Origin of the sequence: Nocardioides caeni, assembly GCF_004912195.1 — a bacterium.
Classification (GTDB): Bacteria; Actinomycetota; Actinomycetes; order Propionibacteriales; family Nocardioidaceae; genus Nocardioides; species Nocardioides caeni.
Genome location: NZ_STGW01000009.1, coordinates 97,917 through 116,894, shown reverse-complemented (window position 1 = coordinate 116,894; position 18,978 = coordinate 97,917). Strand labels below are relative to the sequence as shown.

General features: G+C 71.7%; 14 protein-coding genes. 8 read left to right on the top strand and 6 right to left on the bottom strand.

The genetic code is table 11. From position 1 onward, the window contains the following. Positions 1-21 precede the first annotated feature (21 nt). Complete coding sequence (locus E9934_RS13835; protein ID WP_136563482.1) at positions 22-1,224, bottom strand: S1C family serine protease; 1,203 nt, start codon at positions 1,222-1,224, stop codon at positions 22-24. 69 nt (positions 1,225-1,293) lie between these two features. Next, a complete protein-coding gene (locus tag E9934_RS13830) occupies positions 1,294-2,934 on the bottom strand; it encodes a long-chain-fatty-acid--CoA ligase (protein ID WP_136563481.1) in 1,641 nt (546 codons plus the stop codon). Positions 2,935-3,025: 91 nt separating this feature from the next. Between E9934_RS13830 and E9934_RS13825 the strand changes: the two genes are divergently transcribed. After that, positions 3,026-6,907, top strand: a complete 3,882-nt coding sequence (locus E9934_RS13825) for a Pls/PosA family non-ribosomal peptide synthetase (RefSeq protein ID WP_238694954.1) — start codon at positions 3,026-3,028, stop codon at positions 6,905-6,907. Between the two features lie 16 nt (positions 6,908-6,923). Further along, a complete protein-coding gene (locus tag E9934_RS13820) occupies positions 6,924-8,234 on the top strand; it encodes a M1 family metallopeptidase (protein WP_136563480.1) in 1,311 nt (436 codons plus the stop codon). A gap of 57 nt (positions 8,235-8,291) precedes the next feature. On the opposite strand, the gene E9934_RS13815 is transcribed toward E9934_RS13820, so the two are convergent. Continuing rightward, on the bottom strand, positions 8,292-9,581 hold the full coding sequence (locus tag E9934_RS13815; protein ID WP_136563479.1) for a citrate synthase: 1,290 nt from the start codon (positions 9,579-9,581) through the stop codon (positions 8,292-8,294). A gap of 153 nt (positions 9,582-9,734) precedes the next feature. Then, a complete protein-coding gene (locus tag E9934_RS13810) occupies positions 9,735-10,760 on the bottom strand; it encodes a hypothetical protein (protein ID WP_136563478.1) in 1,026 nt (341 codons plus the stop codon). Between the two features lie 280 nt (positions 10,761-11,040). Here E9934_RS13810 and rplM point away from each other — a divergent pair, with 280 nt between their 5' ends. The 3 genes from rplM to glmM all read left to right on the top strand — a co-directional run bounded on the left by rplM (position 11,041) and on the right by glmM (position 13,474). Beyond that, positions 11,041-11,484, top strand: coding sequence for a 50S ribosomal protein L13 (gene rplM / locus E9934_RS13805; protein ID WP_136563477.1), 444 nt, complete (start codon positions 11,041-11,043; stop codon positions 11,482-11,484). Positions 11,485-11,516: 32 nt separating this feature from the next. Beyond that, entirely contained in the window at positions 11,517-12,026 is a 510-nt protein-coding gene (rpsI, locus tag E9934_RS13800) for a 30S ribosomal protein S9 (RefSeq protein ID WP_136563476.1), read from the top strand. Positions 12,027-12,118: 92 nt separating this feature from the next. Beyond that, positions 12,119-13,474, top strand: coding sequence for a phosphoglucosamine mutase (gene glmM / locus E9934_RS13795; RefSeq protein WP_136563475.1), 1,356 nt, complete (start codon positions 12,119-12,121; stop codon positions 13,472-13,474). Between the two features lie 84 nt (positions 13,475-13,558). Here the strand turns inward: glmM and E9934_RS13790 are convergent, their stop codons facing one another. Both E9934_RS13790 and coaA read right to left on the bottom strand, forming a co-directional pair. Continuing rightward, on the bottom strand, positions 13,559-14,224 hold the full coding sequence (locus E9934_RS13790; RefSeq protein ID WP_136563474.1) for a hypothetical protein: 666 nt from the start codon (positions 14,222-14,224) through the stop codon (positions 13,559-13,561). 45 nt (positions 14,225-14,269) lie between these two features. Next, positions 14,270-15,265, bottom strand: a complete 996-nt coding sequence (gene coaA, locus E9934_RS13785; protein WP_136563473.1) for a type I pantothenate kinase — start codon at positions 15,263-15,265, stop codon at positions 14,270-14,272. An 88-nt stretch (positions 15,266-15,353) separates the two neighbouring features. Between coaA and glmS the strand changes: the two genes are divergently transcribed. The 3 genes from glmS to E9934_RS13770 are packed head-to-tail and all read left to right on the top strand — an operon-like array spanning position 15,354 to position 18,953. After that, positions 15,354-17,198: a glutamine--fructose-6-phosphate transaminase (isomerizing) gene (glmS, locus tag E9934_RS13780; RefSeq protein ID WP_136563472.1), complete on the top strand. Its 1,845-nt coding sequence runs from the start codon at positions 15,354-15,356 to the stop codon at positions 17,196-17,198. A gap of 19 nt (positions 17,199-17,217) precedes the next feature. Next, a complete protein-coding gene (locus tag E9934_RS13775; RefSeq protein WP_136563471.1) occupies positions 17,218-17,571 on the top strand; it encodes a holo-ACP synthase in 354 nt (117 codons plus the stop codon). Continuing rightward, positions 17,571-18,953 (top strand): NAD(P)H-hydrate dehydratase, encoded by a 1,383-nt coding sequence (locus E9934_RS13770; RefSeq protein WP_136563470.1) that lies wholly within the window; start codon positions 17,571-17,573, stop codon positions 18,951-18,953. The genes E9934_RS13775 and E9934_RS13770 overlap by 1 nt, the downstream gene beginning before the upstream one ends. The last annotated feature ends 25 nt before the right edge of the window (positions 18,954-18,978 follow it).

Genomic DNA, 18,978 nt, shown 5'->3' with positions numbered 1-18,978 from the left:
CAACAACGTGTTACATCACCCTCAGGCGTCCGAGCCGAGCGTCAGGTCGGCGCTCTGCTCCTTGCCGTCGCGCAGATAGGTCACCGTCACCGCGTCACCCGGCCGATAGGACCGGACGATCGCGACGAGGCCGTCGGCGTCGTCGATGAGGTGATCGTCGACACCGGTGATGACGTCGTCCTGCTCCAGGCCGGCCTCCGCGGCGGCGGAGCCGCGCTCGAGCTCGGCGATCCGGGCGCCGCCTGTCGACGTCTCGCCCGATGACGCGACGACGGGCTCGATCTGGATGCCGAGACGGGCATGGGTCGGCGCGTCACCGGCCTTGAGCTGCTCGATGATCGGCAGCACGTCGTCGACGGGGATCGCGAAGCCGAGGCCGATCGAGCCCGACTCCGCCGATCCGGCCGAGGTGGTCGAGCGGATCGAGGCGTTGATGCCGACGAGGTGTCCGCTCATGTCGACCAGCGGCCCACCGCTGTTGCCGGGATTGATGGCGGCGTCGGTCTGGATCGCCGGGTACGCCGTCAGGTTGCCCTCGGCGTCCGAGGCGACCTTGACCGGGCGGTCGAGCGCGCTCACGATGCCGCTGGTCACGGTGGCATCCAGGCCGAACGGCGAGCCGATCGCGACGACCTGCTCACCGACATCGAGGTTGGCGGACTTGCCGATCGTGACCGGCGTGAGACCGTCGACGTCCTCGACCCGCACCAGCGCGGTGTCCGTCAGCGGATCCGTGCCGACGACGGTGGCCCGCGCGCGGGTGCCGTCGGTGAACTTCGCCGTGATCTCCGCCTGCCCGGCGTCGATCTCGCCGCCGAGCGTGACGACGTGGTCGTTGGTGAGGATCAGCCCGTCGGTGTCGAGGACCACGCCGGAGCCGCTGCCCGCCGCTCCTCCTGAGCTGACCTGCAGGGCCACCACCGACGGCAGCACCGTGTCGGCGACTGACTCCACGCTGCCGTCCGCGGCAGGCGCGTCCCCGGTGTCGACGACCGGCAGGGTCGACGTACTGCCGGACCCGGAGGGTCCGTCATCGGTGACCGCGTCATGGATGGCGGCGGTCCCGCCCCCGGCAGCGCCGCCGACGACCAGTGCTCCGGTCAGCACGAGGGCCGCGAACGGTCCCCGCCGGAGCCGCCGCGAGGGGTGGGTGGCGGTGGGCGGCCCGAACGGAGGGAAGGGTGGGGCCGGCGGCGGCGCAGCCGGGGGCAGGACCTGGGTCATGCACCCCAGCGTGCTGACCGGGCCTGTGAAGGTCCTGAGACGCCGATGAGGCTTCGCGAAACCGTTGGCTCAGACCTGCCGCTCCCGTCGGTCCCAGTAGGGCTTGCGCAGGTCGCGCTTGAGGATCTTGCCGGTCGGGTTGCGGGGCAGCGCCTCGACGATGTCGACGGACTTCGGAGCCTTGAAGTGGGCCAGGCGCTCGCGACAGAACTCGATGATCTCGGCCTCGGTCGCCTCGGCGCCCTCCTTGAGGGCCACGACCGCCTTGACCGACTCACCCCACCGCTCGTCCGGGACGCCGATCACGGCCACCGCGAGCGCCGCCGGGTGCTCGGCGAGGACCCGCTCCACCTCGGGGGAGTACACGTTCTCGCCGCCGGTGATGATCATGTCCTTGAGCCGGTCGGACACGAAGACGTAGCCGTCGCCGTCGACGTGGCCCATGTCGCCGGTCCGGAACCAGCCGTCGTCGGTGATGACCTCGGCCGTCGCCTCGGGCTTGTTGAGGAATCCCTTCATCAGCTGCGGCGTCCGGAGCCAGATCTCGCCGTGCTCGCCGGTGGCGACGTCGGCCAGGGTGCCGGGGTCGACGATGCGGACCTCGCACCCCGGGACCGGCTTGCCGGCCGAGACCAGCCGCTCGGGATGGCCACTGGCCTCGGCGGTGCGGTGGTCCTCGGGCATCAGGTGGGTCGCGACGCCGGACACCTCGGTGAGGCCGTAGACCTGGATGAAGTCGGTGTCGGGCCAGGCCGCCATGGCGGCGCGCAGCAGCGGCGGCGGCATCGGCGCGGCGCCGTAGGTGTAGGTCCTGAGCGCGCCGAACAGCTTCACCGCGTCCGGCCCGGCCTGCAGGACCTGCGCCAGCACAGCGGGGACCAGGAAGGTGCGGTTGGCGCCGGCGAGGATCGCTCCGGCGAGCGAGGCGGCGTCGGGCTCGCGGGTCATCACGCTCGGGATGCCGTCGTGGATCCCGAAGAGCACGTAGGAGGAGCCGCCCACGTGGAAGAGCGGCATGGCGACCATCGACTTGTCGCCCGGCTCGAACACCCAGCCGTCGTGGGCGTTGACGGTGTGGCTGACCATGTTGCGGTGCGTCAGCATGACGCCCTTGGGGCGCCCGGTGGTGCCGGAGGAGTACATGACCAGGCACACGTCGTCCTCGAGGACGTCGGGCCCGTCGTCGCAGGGCGTCGAAGCGGCGAGGAACTGCTCGTAGGGGTCGTCGTCGCCGCCCTCGGGGGTCACCTCGATGATCGTGTGCACGTTGGTCAGGCGGTCGCGGATCGCCTCGATCGTCGGCATCAGCTCGCGGCCGACGAAGAGGACCTTGGCGCCGGAGTCGTTGACGGCGTAGTCGATCTCGTCGCCCGCCGAGCGCCAGTTGATGATCGCGTTGGCGGCGCCGATCGACCCCGCCGCGAGACTGATCTCGACGCAGGCGGGATGGTTCTTGTCGAGGAAGGACACGACGTCGCCGCGCGCGATGCCGAGGTCGCGCAGGCCGCCGGCCGCCCGGTGGACGCGGTCGTGCCACTGCGCCCAGGTCCACGTCCGTCCGAGGTAGGTCATCGCCTCGGCGTCCGGCGTCGCCTCCGCCCAGTGGTTGAGGCGGTCCTCGACGTACGTGGGCTCCGGGGGTACGGCGGGCGGCCAGGCCCGGGTCGTCGGCGTCTCGTCGCTGAGAGGGGGCTGGGTCGGCGCGCTCATCGGGCGATTGTGGCCCAGATCACAGGGCGACACAACGCAGGCGCACCCCGGCGGCCACCTCCCGTTCACCTCGACCGACGACGCTGGTGAGGTGGGAGAGCTGGTGGCCGGTCGGTCACGCCTGATGCGCGGTGACGAGGCCCCGCCGGCCCGCACCCTCGTCGAGGTCTTCCGGGAGACCGTCGCGGCGAGCCCGGACGCCCTGGCGCTCGACAGCGGCAACGACCTGGTCACCTACGCCGAGCTGGCCGAGGCCGCCACCGAGGTCGCGAGCGACCTCGCCGACCTGGGGATCGGTGCCGGCGACAAGGTCGGGGTCCGGCTGCCGTCGGGCACCACCGACCTCTACGTCGCGATCCTGGGCGTCCTCTGCGCCGGCGCGGCCTATGTGCCGGTGGATGCGGACGATCCGGAGGAACGGGCCCGCCTGGTGTTCGGGGAGGCCGACGTCGCCGCCGTGATCGGCACCGGCCTCGTGATCGACGGGCGGCGCACGTCGCCGCCGCGGGAGCGTCGCGATCCGGAGCCGGCCGACGACGCCTGGGTCATCTTCACCTCCGGGTCGACGGGCCGTCCCAAGGGCGTGGCGGTCACGCACCGCAACGCCGCGGCGTTCGTCGACGCCGAGGCGGGGCTCTTCCTGCAGACGGATCCGATCGGTCCCCGCGACCGGGTGATGGCGGGCCTGTCCGTGGCCTTCGATGCCAGCTGCGAGGAGATGTGGCTGGCGTGGCGCCACGGCGCCTGCCTGGTCCCCGCCCCGCGGGCCCTCGTCCGCAGCGGTGTCGAGGTCGGCCCGTGGCTCGTCGCCAACGAGATCAGCATCGTCTCGACCGTGCCGACCCTGGTGAGCCTCTGGCCGGACGACGCGCTGGTGCGGGTGCGCCTGGTGATCCTCGGCGGCGAGGCGCTGCCGCCGGAGCTGGCAGCCCGGCTGGTCGCCGCCGACCGCGAGGTGTGGAACACCTACGGCCCGACCGAGGCGACGGTGGTCGCGTGCGGCGCGCTCGTCACCGCCGACGGCCCGGTCCGGATCGGCCTCCCGCTCGCCGGCTGGGACCTTGCCGTGGTCGACGCCGAGGGTCGTCCGGTCGCCGAGGGCGAGCGCGGCGAGCTCATCATCGGCGGCGTCGGCCTGGCCCGCTACCTCGACCCGGAGAAGGACGCGGAGAAGTACGCACCGATGCCGACCCTCGGCTGGGAGCGGGCCTACCGCAGCGGTGACATCGTGGTCAACGACTCCGCGGGCCTGCTCTTCGCGGGCCGAGCCGACGACCAGGTCAAGGTCGGTGGGCGCCGCATCGAGCTCGGCGAGATCGACTCCGCGCTCCTCGCCCTCCCCGGCGTCGCCTCGGCCGCCGCTGCCGTGCGCCGCACCGCGACCGGCAACCAGCTCCTCGTGGGGTACGTCGCCACGTCGGCCGGCTTCGACGCGGCGGCCGCGACGGCGTACCTGCGCGAGACCCTGCCGGCCGCCCTGGTGCCGCGCCTCGCGGTGGTCGGCGACATCCCGACGCGCACCTCCGGCAAGGTTGACCGGGACGCGCTGCCGTGGCCGCTGCCCTCGGTGGACCCGGAGGACGTGGGGCTGCACGGCACGGCCGCGCGGCTCGCCGGCATCTGGCAACAGGTGATCGGCGCGGTGCCCGACAGCGTCGACGCGGACTTCTTCGACCTCGGGGGCGGCAGCCTGACGGCCGCGCAGGTGGTGTCGATGCTGCGGGCCGAGCATGCCGACCTGACCGTCGCCGACGTCTACCAGCACTCGACGCTGGGCGCACTGGCCGCTCACCTCGACGCGTCGGGTCCGTCCGCGCTCGCCGAGCAGAGCCGGCGCGTCAAGCCGATCCCGCTCAAGACCCAGGCGGGCCAGGTGGTCGCGGTGCCGCTGCTGCGTTCGCTCGCGGCTCCGCGCTGGCTGGCGGCCACGCTGACGGCGGGTCACCTCGCTCACGACGCGTTCGACGTGACGTGGCTGCCGGCCGTGTCCTGGTGGCTGCTCGTGCCGGCGCTCGTGCTCTTCGTCAGCCCGCCGGGCCGAGCCCTCGTCGCTGCGAAGCTGGCGCGACTGGTGCTGCGCGGCGTCCGACCGGGCACCCATCCGCGGGGCGGCAAGGTGCACCTGCGGATCTGGGCGGCCGAGCGGCTGGCCGACGAGCTGGGCGCGACGCGGCTCTCCGGAGCGCCCTACATGACGTGGTACGCCCGACTGCTGGGGGCGAAGGTCGCCCGCGGGGCCGACCTGCACTCGCTGCCGCCGATCACCGGGCACCTGACCGTGGGCAAGGGTGCCTCCGTCGAGCCCGAGGTCGACCTGACGGGCTACTGGATCGACGGTGACGTGCTCCACGTCGGCGGCATCCGGGTCGGGCGCCGCTCCCGGGTCGGCACCCGCTCGATGCTGTGCCCGGGCGCCGTGGTCGGCGACGACGCCGAGGTGGCGCCCGGGTCGGCGGTCTTCGGGGAGGTGCCGACGGGCGAGTTCTGGTCGGGTGCTCCCTCGACCCGCGCCAGCAGTGCGGCCCGCGGCCCGTGGGCGGACCGGCCGTCGGCCTCGCGCCAGCAGCTGCGGGGCTGGGCGGCGCGCTACACGGCGGTGGCCGGCATGCTGTCCGTGCTGCCGGCCCTGGCCGTCCTCGGCGTCGCCCTCCCCGTGGTCGGACTCGCCGACCTGGGGTCGAGCGACGGCCCGGCCGATGCGGCGGGCGCCCTCCTGCCATGGTTCGTGCCGGCCGTCGTCGGAGGCTGGCTCCTGCTCGCCGGGTTGGTGCTGGTGTCCGTGCGGATCCTCGCCGTCGGCGTGCGGCCCGGGGCGCACCCGCTGCAGAGCTGGCCGGCGCTGTGCGTGTGGGGGACCGTGCGGGTCCTCGACGAGGCGCGGACCTGGCTGTTCCCCCTCTACAGCTCCCAGCTGACCCCGGTGTGGCTGCGGCTGCTCGGTGCGCGGATCGGCGACGACGTGGAGGCCTCGACGGTGCTGATGATCCCGTCCCTGACGGCCGTGAGCGACCAGGCGTTCCTCGCCGACGACACCCTCATCGGGGGCTACGAGCTCGGTGGCGGCTGGCTCCGGGCGGAGCGGGTCAAGGTCGGCAAGCGGGCCTTCGTCGGCAACTCCGCGATGGCCGCGCCGGGGCGCAAGGTCCCCAAGCGGTCGCTGGTCGCGGTGCTGTCCGCGGCGCCCGCCCGCAGCACGGTCCGGGCGGGGGAGTCCTGGCTCGGGAGCCCGCCGGCACCGCTGCGCCGCGCCGAGCAGGACGCGACCGACGAGCGGACCTACGCCCCTCCGACGCGGCTCAAGGTCGCCCGTGGCTGCTGGGAGCTCGCCCGCGCACTCCCGGTGCTGCTCGGCGTCGCCCTGCACCTGGCGATCGTCGGTGGCATCCTGGCCGTCGCCTCCCGCCACGGCGTCGTCCTGGCCGTGGTCGCGACCCCCTTCCTGCTCCTCGGCGCGGGCATCGTGGCCGCCCTGACGGCCGTGGTCGCCAAGTGGGTCCTCGTCGGGCGGGTGCGTCCCGGCAGCCACCCGCTGTGGAGCTCGTTCGTGTGGCGCAACGAGCTCGCCGACACCTTCGTCGAGGTCGTCGCGGCCCCGTGGTTCGCGGGCCTGGCGACCGGATCGCCGTTGATCGCCGCGTGGTTCCGGGCCATGGGCGCCCGGGTCGGTCGCGGCGTGTGGTTCGAGTCCTACTGGCTCCCCGAGCCGGACCTGGTCGAGCTCGGCGACGGCTCGACCGTCAACCAGGGCAGTGTGGTGCAGACCCACCTCTTCCACGACCGCCTGCTCGCGACGGACGCCGTGGTCCTGCGTCGGGGCGCGACCCTGGGGCCGAACTCGGTCGTGCTGCCGGCCGCGATGCTCGGCCGGCACGCTACCGTCGGTCCGGTGTCCCTGGTGATGAGAGGCGAGGCCGTGCCGGAGAAGACCCGATGGATCGGCAACCCGATCGGACCCTGGGTCGAGCGGGACTGACCAGGAGACCGGACGCGTGTTCCAGCACCTCCCCAGCGCCGACCCGTACCTCGACGGCCACGGCGACCGCAGCTACGGGGTCGACCACTACGACCTCGACCTCGCCTACGTGCCCGACGGCAACCGTCTGCGTGGCACCGCGCGGCTCGACCTCGTCCTGCACGAGGAGACCGCGCGCATCGTCCTCGACCTCGCCCGGCTCACCGTCGACAAGGTGCGGCTGGAGGGGGCTCGCATCCGCAAGTGGAGCACCCGCGGCGACCGGTTCGTCGTGCAGCTGGATCGCGAGCACCCCGCCGGCACCCAGCTGGGGCTCACCCTCGGCTACGGCGGCACGCCTCAACCGACGGTCGACCGCCACCACGGGGACGCCGGCTGGGAGGAGCTCGAGGACGGCGTCATCGTCGCCGCCCAACCCCACGGCGCGCCGAGCTGGTTCCCCTGCAACGACCGGGTCGACGACAAGGCGAGCTACCGGATCACGATGAGCGCTCCAGCCGGCTACACCGTGGTCGCCAACGGCCTGCTCGTCGACCGGCGCCGCTCGGCCAGCAGCGAGACCTGGACCTGGCTGATGGATCAGCCGATGGCGCCGTACCTCGCGACGATGCAGATCGGGCGCTACCGCGCCACCGAGCACGCGACCGAGCCGCCCCTGGTGACCTTCGCGCCGTCCGACGCCGACCTGTCGGGGTCCTTCGACCAGCAGGCGGCGATGATGCACTACTTCGAGCATGTCTTCGGGCCCTACCCGTTCGAGAGCTACACCGCGGTGGTCACCGACGACGAGCTCGAGATCCCGCTCGAGAGCCAGAGCCTGTCGACCTTCGGTCGCAACTTCCTCAGCACCGACTGGTCCCGCGTCCGCCTCATCGCCCACGAGCTCGCCCACCAGTGGTTCGGCAACGCCGTCACCTACGCGCGGATGCAGGACATCTGGCTGCACGAGGGCTTCGCCTGCTACAGCGAGTGGCTCTGGTCGGAGGAGTCGGACGGCCCGCACTCGTGCGACGAGTGGGCGCGCCACCACCACGACAAGCTCGACGGGCTCGACCTGGACGTCACCCTCGCCGACCCGGGTGCTGAGCAGATGTTCGACGACTGGGTCTACAAGCGCGGCGCGCTGACCCTCCACGCGCTGCGCCTCCACGTCGGGGACGCTGCCTTCTTCGACGTGCTGCGCGGCTGGGTGGCCGAGCACGCCGGCGGCTCGGTGACGACCGAGGACTTCCTGGCCTTCGCCGCCGAGCGGACCGGTGAGGACGTCGCCACGCTCCTGCACCCCTGGCTGTACGACGCCGCGCTGCCGCCGTATCCCGAGGACTGAGGAACGACGAACCCCCGGCTGCTGGGCAACCGGGGGCTCGTGACGGAACGGGTGGGCTCAGGCCCAGCGCTCCTCGGCGGGCACGAAGTCGAGCGTGCGCGCGCCGGTGTAGATCTGCTTGGGCCGGGCGATCTTCTGGTCCTTGTCCTGGACCAGCTCGAGCCACTGCGCGAGCCAGCCGGGGGCCCGGCCGATCGCGAAGAGGACGGTGAACATCTCCGGCGGGAACTCCAGGGCCTCGTAGATGAGGCCGGAGTAGAAGTCCACGTTGGGGTAGAGCCGACGCTTGACGAAGTACTCGTCCTCGAGCGCGATCCGCTCCAGCTCCTGGGCGACCTCGAGGAGCGGGTTGACCCCGGTGACCTCGAAGACGTCGTCGCAGGCCTTCTTGATGATCTTGGCGCGCGGGTCGTAGTTCTTGTAGACCCGGTGGCCGAAGCCCATCAGGCGCTCTTCGCCGTTCTTCACGCCCTCGATGAAGGCGGGGATGTTGTCCTTGCTGCCGATGCGGCGCAGCATCTTGAGGACGGCCTCGTTGGCGCCGCCGTGCAGCGGGCCGTAGAGGGCGCCGATGCCGGCGGCCACGGCGGAGTAGGGGTCGACCTGGCTGGAGCCCACGGACCGCACCGCGTTGGTCGAGCAGTTCTGCTCGTGGTCGGCGTGGAGGATGAACAGCGTGTCGAGCGCCTTGGCGATGCGCGGGTCGGGGGCGTACTTGACCTCGCTCATCTTGAAGAGCATGGAGAGGAAGTTCTCCGCGTAGGACAGGTCGTTGTCGGGGTAGACGTAGGGCTTGCCCTGCGCGTGCCGGAAGGCCCAGGCGCCGAGCGTCGGCATCTTGGCGATCATCCGCACGATCTGGATGTGACGGTTGTCCGGGTCCTCGATCCGGCCCGACTCCGGGTAGAACGTCGACAGCGCACCGACGGACGCCATCAGCATCCCCATCGGGTGGGCGTCGTAGCGGAACCCGTGCATGAAGCTCTTGACGTTCTCGTGCACGAAGGTGTGGAAGGTGATCTCGTGCACCCAGGCGTCGTACTGCTCCTTCGACGGCAGGTCGCCGTGGATGAGCAGGTAGGCCACCTCGAGGAAGTTGGACTTCTCGGCGAGCTGCTCGATCGGGTATCCGCGGTATTCGAGGATGCCCTTGTCGCCATCGATGTAGGTGATGGAGCTGCGGCACGAGGCGGTGTTGACGAACCCGGGGTCATAGGTCGCCAGGCCGGGCTCGTCGTCGTTGAGCTTGATCTGCCCGAGGTCGGCGGCGCGGATGGTGCCGTCCGTGATCGGGATCTCGTACTCCGCTCCCGTGCGGTTGTCGCGTACGGTCAGGGATTCAGTCACCCTGCCAACCTACCGGCAGGCCGCCGGAGCGCCAGATGGTGTCCCGAGGCGTGGCGCTCAGCCGCCGGGCGTCCGCATGCAGCGAGGCCCGGCCGCCCCCGTGGGGAGCGCGACCGGGCCTCGGGTTGATCAGCGGATCAGCGGTTCAGTGGATCAGCAGGAGCGGTAGGAGCGGGTCACCGCGGTGCTGCGCCGCCCGTCCTGCACGACCGCCCTGAGGGTGACGGCCCGGTTGGTCGGGACGCCCTTCAGCGTCACGCGGCGCGGGGTCGGCCGGTTGATCACGGACTTGCGGACGCCGTTGACATAGAGCGTCACCCGCGACGCGCCCCGGATCTTCGAGGTGAGGCCCACGGTGGCCCGACCCGTCGAGCAGGTGAGGTACGACGGCAGGGTGACCTGGGGGCGTGCCGTGCCCGTCGCCGCGGAGCGCGCGATGCCGGCGCGGTGGAAGGTCAACTTCACCGACTGCTTGAGCGCGATCTTCTCCAGGTCGTAGCCGTCTACAGCGGCGCCGCCCATCGAGACCTCGAAGTAGTACTCGCCGGCGGGGACGTAGATCCAGTGGTCGTAGGAGAGGTCGCGGACGGCGAAGCCGCCGAGCTCGGTGTCGACCAGCTGCCCCTGGCCGAACGCGATTGTCATGATCTGGCCGCCGACGCCGCTGCTGGTCGCCTGGACGCGCAGCCATCCGTCCGTGGTGCGGTTGATCTGTGCCCCGATGCCGCCCTGGCTGTTCGAACCGGCAGGGAACCCGCTCTGCGAGCAGGCACTCTCCGCCTTGGCGGCGGTGACCGAGCCGGTCACCGTGGAGGTGGCGGTCAGCGCGGAGAGCTGACCGCCGGCGACGGACGAGGACACGCCCAGGGTCTGGCTGCCCCTCAGACGAAGGGTGTCGGTCTCGTCGCCGGTGGCCGTCGCGGTCTGGTCGAAGGAGAGCGTCCGCTTCACCGTGGTGCCAGCGGTGAAGGCGGCCTCGATGTTGGCGGGCTCCGATGCGCCAGCGCAGTCGGTCTCGTTGTAGTTGATGCTCGACGACAGTCCGAGGTAGCCGTCGACGATCGGGTCCGCGGCCTGGGCCGGCGCGGCAGGCGAGAGGCCGGCGATCGCGAGACCGCCGATGGCGGTGGTGGCGACGAGCAGGCGCGCGGAGCGCAGGGGGGAACGACGTGGGAGCATGGTGAAGCCTTTCCGAGTGGGGAGTCCCGCGCATCGTGGCAGCGACGGACGGTGCGCCGCCGCGATTCGGCGCCCGGTCACCCGCGACGTCACCCGGTGGGTCGTGCGGAGCGGTGATTTGGACGGCGGTCCGCACTCGCCGTAATCTTCTCGCTGCGTCTCCTGCCGCTCTCCTTGCGAGGGCAGCCTCCCCACCGTTGAGGTCGGGAGCAGTGTTCGTCAGAAGACGTCTCCGGATGGATCACCAACCGGAGTCCGACACGAACGAATGGAATCCTCCATGCGTACCTATGCCCCGAAGCCCGGTGACGTCGAGCGCGCCTGGCTCGTGATCGACGCGACCGACGTCGTTCTCGGTCGGCTCGCCGTGACCGCCGCAGGTCTGCTGCGCGGCAAGCACAAGCCGATCTTCGCCCCCAACGCGGACACCGGCGACTACGTCATCATCATCAACGCCGACAAGGTGGCCCTGTCCGGCAACAAGCGTGCCGACAAGATGGTCTACCGCCACTCCGGCTACCCGGGTGGTCTGACCGCGACCCCGATCGGCGAGGTCATCGACAAGGACGCCCGCAAGGCCGTCGAGAAGGCCGTGTGGGGCATGCTGCCGAAGAACCGCCTCGGCCGGCAGATCATCAAGAAGCTCAAGGTCTACAGCGGCCCGGCTCACCCCCACCAGGCCCAGCAGGCCGTCCCCTACGAGATCACCCAGATCTCCCAGTGACTTCGAACTGATCAGGACTGAGGACTTTCATCGTGACTGAGAACACGAACAACCAGGGCGAGGTCGAGGAGACCTTCGAGACCGACGAGCAGGGTGTCGCCTACACCAGCGAGACCTCCCCGTCGGCCGTCGTCAGCGCCCGCCCCGCGACCATCGCCCCCGGCGCGGCCACCGGCCGTCGCAAGGAGGCCGTCGCCCGCGTCCGCCTCGTGCCCGGCAACGGCACGTGGACCATCAACGGCCGCACCATCGAGGACTACTTCCCCAACAAGCTGCACCAGCAGGTCGTCAACGAGCCGTTCGCGGCTCTCGGCCTCGAGGGCCGCTTCGACGTCATCGCCCGCATCCACGGCGGTGGCATCACCGGCCAGGCCGGTGCGCTCCGCCTCGGCGTGGCCCGCTCGCTCAACGGCATCGACCTCGACGCCAACCGGCCCACCCTCAAGAAGGCTGGCCTGCTGACCCGCGACGCCCGTGCGACCGAGCGCAAGAAGGCCGGTCTCAAGAAGGCCCGCAAGGCGCCGCAGTACTCCAAGCGCTGATCCTCGGATTCGCGCGTACGACGGGGCCACGCACCGCTGCTGCGGTCCGTGGCCCCGTCGCCCGTTTTGTGCACGACACGAGGGAGTAGGACGTGACCCGCATCTTCGGCACCGACGGTGTCCGCGGCCTTGCCAACGACAAGCTGACCGCCGAGCTGGCGCTCGACCTGGGCGTCGCCGCGGCGCGCGTCCTGGTGGCGCGCGGCGGCTTCGACCGGCCACGCCCGCTGGCCGTCGTCGGCCGTGACACCCGCATCTCGGGGCAGTTCCTCGAGCACGCGGTCGTCGCGGGCCTGGCCTCGGCCGGCGTCGACGTGCTGCGCCTGCGGGTGCTGCCGACGCCGGGCGTCGCCTACTTCACCGATGCACTCGGCGCCGACGTCGGTGTCGTCATCAGTGCCTCGCACAACCCGATGCCCGACAACGGCATCAAGTTCCTCGCCCGTGGCGGCGTCAAGCTCGACGACGCCGTCGAGCGCGAGATCGAGGAGCACCTCGGGCAGGACTGGGACCGCCCCACCGGCGCCGCCGTCGGCCGGGTCAAGCCCTACGGCCCCACCGTCCCCGAGTACGTCGACCACCTGATCCGCACGCTCGACGTACCGACCGGCAAGCCCCTGTCCGGCCTCAAGCTGGTCATCGACTGCGCCCACGGCGCCGCCAGCGAGGTCGGACCACGTGCGCTCGCCGAGGCCGGCGCGCAGGTCGTCACCATCGGCGCCTCGCCCGACGGCCTCAACATCAACTCCGGCTGTGGCTCCACCCACCTCGAGCTCCTGCAGAAGGCCGTCATCGACCACGGTGCCCACGCGGGCTTCGCGGTCGACGGCGACGCCGACCGCTGCCTCGCGGTCGACCACACCGGCGAGGTCGTCGACGGCGACCAGATCATGGCGATCCTGGCGCTGGCCCTCGACGACGCCGGGAGCCTCGTCGACCGCACGCTCGTCGCCACCGTGATGAGCAACCTGGGCCTGCTGCAGGCCATGCGCACGGCCGGCGTCGAGGTCATCCAGGCGGCCGTGGGCGACCGCTACGTCCTCGACGAGATGCGCCGCGGTGGCTACAGCCTCGGCGGAGAACAGTCCGGGCACGTGATCCTGCGCGAGCACGCGACGACCGGCGACGGCGTCCTGACCGCCCTGCACGTCGCCCGGCGGATGGCAACGACCGGCCGCACGCTGCGTGACCTCGCCGGTGTGATGACCCACCTGCCACAGGTGCTCGTCAATGTCTCCGGTGTCGACCGCACCCGCACCGACGACCCCGAGCTCGCCTCGGCCGTCGCCGCCGCGGAGGCCGAGCTCGGCGACTCCGGCAGGGTGCTGCTGCGGCCCTCCGGCACCGAGCCGCTCGTGCGGGTCATGGTCGAGGCGCCGACGGCCGAGCAGGCCCAGCAGGTCGCCGACCGGCTCGCGGACGTCGTCCGCACGCGGCTGGCGGTCTGACCCGGGCGCACGAATGGCCGGGCCCGAGAGCCCGGCCATGCGCACCGTGATGGGGGTGTGGGGGTCACGCGGACCCTTCGGAGGTCACTTCCAGACGACCGGTTCTCCGTCGTAGGAGTTGTAGTCGCCCTCACGCGGCGCGTATTGGGCGGCCGCGACCTCCGTGCTCTCCTGTGCCAGGTAGGTCACGCAGGTCTCGAAGGAGGCGCCGTCGCTGAAGTCGCCCGGGAAGGTCTCCTCCTCGCACGGCGCGAAGTCGCCGATGATGTAGATCGTCTGCGCCTTCTCGCCGTCGGGGAGCAGCCCCTCGATCGACTCGTTGATCGAGTAGTTGCCGAGCTCCGCGCTGCCGGAGACGCCGGTGACCGTCACCTGGATGTAGTACGGCACGAAGCCGGCTGCCTGGTCGCCCAGGTCGAGCGGCTCGAGATCCGCCGGGGTGCCCACGGTGATCTCGTCGACGACCACCTGGACCGTGCCCGACCCGTCGCCTGACGAGAACGACACGGTGGCCGCCTCCCCGAGCGCCAGCTCGGTGCCGGCGGGGGTGAGGTCCCCTGACGGCACAGCCTGCGAGGTGCTCTCGGTCGCCTCGGTGCTGGCGTCGTCGGTCGGCTCCTCGGTCTCGTCGGTGGCCTCCTCCGACGTGGTGTCCTCGTTGTCGGGCTCGTCGTCACCGCAGGCGGTGAGGGCCAGGCTGGAAGCGGCGAACAGGGCGGACATCGTGGCGATCGTCTTGCGCGTTCTCATACGCGCCCTCCTGCCCGTCGCGGTCCCCGCGAAACGCGGGGCATCTCACAGCTTGCGCAGGCGGACGTACTGGACCGAGTGGTCCTTGGCCTTGCGCAGCACGAGGGTGGCGCGTGATCGCGTGGGCAGGACGTTCTGCTCGAGGTTGGGTCCGTTGATGGCGTCCCAGATCCGGCGAGCCTCGTCGACGGACTCGTCGTGGGTCAGCCCGGCGTACTTGGCGAAGTAGGACGACGGGTCGCGGAACGCCGTCTCGCGCAGCCGGAGGAAGCGGTCGACGTACCAGTTGCGGATGTGGTTGGTGTTGGCGTCGACGAAGATCGAGAAGTCGAAGAAGTCCGACAGGCCGAGGGTGCCCCGGCCGTCCTCGCGCACCCGCGCGGGCTGCAGGACGTTGAGTCCCTCGATGATCACGATGTCGGGCCGCTTGACGACGATCCGCTCGTCGGGCACGACGTCATAGACGAGGTGGGAGTAGACGGGCGCCTCGATCTCGTCCTTGCCGGACTTGATGTCGATGACGAACTTCAGCAGCGCCCGGCGGTCGTAGGACTCCGGGAACCCCTTGCGCTGCAGCAGGCCGCGCCGCTCCAGCTCCGCGTTGGGGTAGAGGAAGCCGTCGGTGGTGACGAGGGCGACGTTGGGGTGCTCGGGCCAGCGGGCGAGCATCTGCTGGAGCACGCGCGCAGCGGTGGACTTGCCGACCGCGACCGAGCCGGCGAGGCCGATGACGAAGGGTGTGCGTGGCGGCACCTCACGGTGCAGGAAGGCCTCCTGCTGACGGTGCAGCGTGGAGGCGCTGCTCACCCGCAGGCTGAGCAGCCGCGACAGCGGCAGGTAGACGTCGCGGATCTCCTGGAGGTCCAGGGCGTCGCCGATGCCGCGCAGCCGCATCACCTCGTCCTGGGTGAGCGGGCTGCGCTCGAGGTCGGTCTCCGAGGCCAGCCGCGCCCACATGGCACGGTCGAGCTCGACGTAGGGCGAGGACTCCCGGGGCGACTCGTCGCCCGGAAGGATGCCCGTCTGCTGGCCGGCTGCCATGGGAGGATTGTTCCAGTCGTCACACCGGCCCGTGCGGGGCGTCCCCGATCCGGTCTCCCGGGGCCTCCATGACCTAGAGTTACCGGCCATGTGCGGGATCGTCGGATATGTCGGGCCCCGGTCGGCCCAGGACACCGTCATCGACGGTCTGCGGCGGCTGGAGTACCGCGGCTATGACTCTGCCGGCGTCGCCGTCGTGTCCGACGGCCGGCTGCTGGTCGAGAAGCGCGCCGGCAAGCTCGCCAACCTGGAGAAGGTGCTCGACGACGCGCCGCTGCCGACGGCCCACACCGGCATCGGGCACACCCGCTGGGCCACCCACGGCCCGCCCAACGACGTCAACGCCCACCCGCACACCGGCGGTGCCCGCCGGGTCGCGCTGGTCCACAACGGCATCATCGAGAACTTCGTCGAGCTCCGCGAGCGGATCGAGGCCGACGACCACGTGCTGCTCTCCGACACCGACACCGAGATCGTCGCCCACCTCGTCGAGCTGCAGGTGCAGTCCGGTGTCGACCTGACGACCGCGATGCAGCGGGTGTGCCAGCAGCTGGACGGCGCGTTCACGCTCGTGGCCGTCGACTCCGAGGAGCCGGACAAGGTCGTCGCCGCGCGCTGCAACTCGCCCCTGGTGGTCGGCCTCGGCGAGGGTGAGAACTTCCTCGGCTCCGACGTCGCGGCGTTCATCGAGTTCACCCGCGAGGCGCTCGAGCTCGGCCAGGACCAGATCGTCGTCATCACCCGCGAGGGCGTCGAGGTCATGGACTTCTGGGGCCGCCCCGCAGACGCGAAGCAGTTCCACGTCGACTGGGACCTCTCCGCGGCGGAGAAGGACGGCCACGACTGGTTCATGCGCAAGGAGATCTTCGAGCAGCCCCGCGCGGTCGCGGACTCGTTGATCGGGCGCCGCACGGCGCGCGGCCAGCTGCAGCTGGACGAGATGCGTCTCGCCGACGAGGAGATCCGCGAGCTCGACAAGATCATCATCATCGCCTGCGGCACGTCCTTCTACGCCGGCATGGTCGCCAAGTACGCGATCGAGCACTGGACCCGCACGCCCGTCGAGGTCGAGCTCGCCTCCGAGTTCCGCTATCGCGACCCGATCGTCGACAACACCACGCTGGTCGTCGCGATCAGCCAGTCGGGCGAGACCGCCGACACCCTGCAGGCGATCCGGCATGCACGCGAGCAGCGCGCCAAGGTCCTGGCGATCTGCAACACCAACGGCTCCTCCATCCCTCGCGAGTCCGACGCGGTCATCTACACCCACGCCGGCCCCGAGATCGGCGTCGCCTCCACCAAGGGCTTCCTGACCCAGCTCGTGGCCTGCTACCTCCTCGCGCTCTACATCGCGCAGGTCAAGGGCACCCGCTTCGGTGACGAGATCGACGAGATCATGGAGCAGCTCGAGGAGATCCCCGCACACATCGACACCGTGCTGGCCGACGCCGACCAGGTCTATGAGCTGGCCCGTGAGCACGTCTCGACGAGCTCGGTGCTCTTCCTCGGCCGTCACGCCGGCTACCCGGTGGCGCTCGAGGGCGCGCTCAAGCTCAAGGAGCTCGCCTACATCCATGCCGAGGGCTTCGCCGCCGGTGAGCTCAAGCACGGCCCGATCGCGCTGATCGACGAGGGCCTGCCGGTGCTCTGCGTCGTGCCCCCCAAGGGCCGCGACCAGCTGCACGGCAAGATGCTCAGCGGCATCCAGGAGGTCCGCGCCCGCGGCGCCCGCACGATCTGTCTCGCCGAGGAGGGCGACACCTCGATCGAGCCGTACGCCGACGTGCTGCTGCGGCTGCCGAAGGTCCCTGTCCTCCTGCAGCCGCTCGTGGCGATCATCCCGCTGCAGCTCTTCGCCTGCGAGCTCGCCACCGCGCTCGGTCACGACGTGGACCAGCCGCGCAACCTCGCCAAGTCCGTCACGGTCGAATAGCCGGGCAGGGGTCGCGGTCGTGGCGGTGGTGGGCGTCGGGATCGACGTGTGCGAGATCGCCCGGTTCACGGAGTCGTGCCGTCGTACTCCTGCGCTGGTGACGAAGCTGTTCGTCGAGGCGGAGCGGGACCGGCCGATGAGCTCCCTGGCTGCTCGCTTCGCCGCGAAGGAGGCCCTGGCCAAGGCGCTCGGCGCACCGGCCGGGATGGCCTGGCACGACGCGGAGGTCGTCTCCGAGGAGACCGGCCGCCCACGCTTCGTCCTGCGCGGCACGGTCCTCGCCCAGGCCGACCGGCTCGGCGTCGGCTCGGTCCACCTCTCGCTCACCCACGACGGTGGGATCGCCTCGGCCGTCGTGGTGCTGGAGACCTGATGCTGCGGGCGCACACCGTCGATCAGGTCCGCGCCGCCGAGGCCGCGCTGATGACCACCTTGCCCGAGGGGACGCTCATGCAGCGTGCGGCCCACGGCCTCGCCTACGCCGTCCTCGACTTCCTCGGCGGGCGGGGCTACGGACGGCGGGTGCTGCTGCTCGTCGGGTCCGGCGACAACGGCGGCGACGCGCTCCACGCTGGCGTGGTGCTGGCCCGCCGCGGTGTCCAGGTCGAGGCATGGCTGCTGGGGGAGTCCACGCACGACGCCCTCGCCGCCTTCCGGGCCGCCGGCGGCCGGGTGGGTCGTCCACGCGGGGGCCGGGACTTCGACGTGGTGGTGGACGGGATCGTCGGCATCGGCGGGCGACCGGGGCTGCGGTCGGCTGCCCAGGAGGCGCTCGCGGCGGTGGCGGACGTATCCGTGGTCGCGGTCGACACCCCGTCCGGGGTCGGGGTCGACACCGGTGAGATCCACGGCCCGCACGTCCACGCCGACCTCACCGTCACCTTCGGCACCCACAAGGCCTGTCACCTGCTCGACCCGGCGGCCGCGGCGAGCGGCGCGATCCATCTGGTCGACATCGGGCTCACCCTGCCACCGGCGCAGGTCGAGGCGCTGCAGGCGGCCGACGTCGCCTCCCTCGTGCCACGGCCCGAGCCCGACGCCCACAAGTACACCCGCGGTGTCGTCGGCGTCCGCGCCGGCTCGGCCGCCTATCCCGGCGCGGCCCTGCTCAGCGTCGCCGGGGCGTCCTGCGGCCTGGCCGGCATGGTGCGCTTCGTGGGCGATCCCACCGTCGCCGACCGGGTTCGCGACCACCACCCGGAGGTGGTCGGCGCCGGGCGGGTGCAGGCGTGGGTCGTCGGCTCCGGGGCCGACGCGGACGCGGAGGCGATGCTGCGAGCCGCCCTGGAGGACGACGTCCCGGTGGTCGTGGACGCCGATGCCCTCCGGCACGTCGACGGCCCGGTCGGCGTACCTGCTGTCCTGACGCCGCATGCCGGCGAGCTGGCCGCGATGCTCGACGTCGAGCGTTCCGAGGTCGAGGCCGCGCCGCTGGCCCATGCCCGCTCCGCGGCCCGGGAGTACGACGCCGTCGTGCTGCTGAAGGGCAGGCGGACCACGATCGCCCGACCCGACGGGCTGGTCCGGGTCACGACGACCGGGACGCCGTGGCTGGCCACCGCAGGCGCGGGCGACGTGCTGGGCGGCCTGATCGGCGCGCTGCTCGCCGCCGGCCTCGACCCGTTCGACGCCGCGTCGGTCGGCGCCTGGCTCCACGGCGCCGCGGCGACGCTGGCGAGCGGGGGCGGTCCGGTCGTGGCGAGCGACGTCGCCACCGCCCTGCCCCGCGTCGTGGCGACCCTCCCGGCTCCGTGATCGTCCGGATGGGAGAATCGACCGC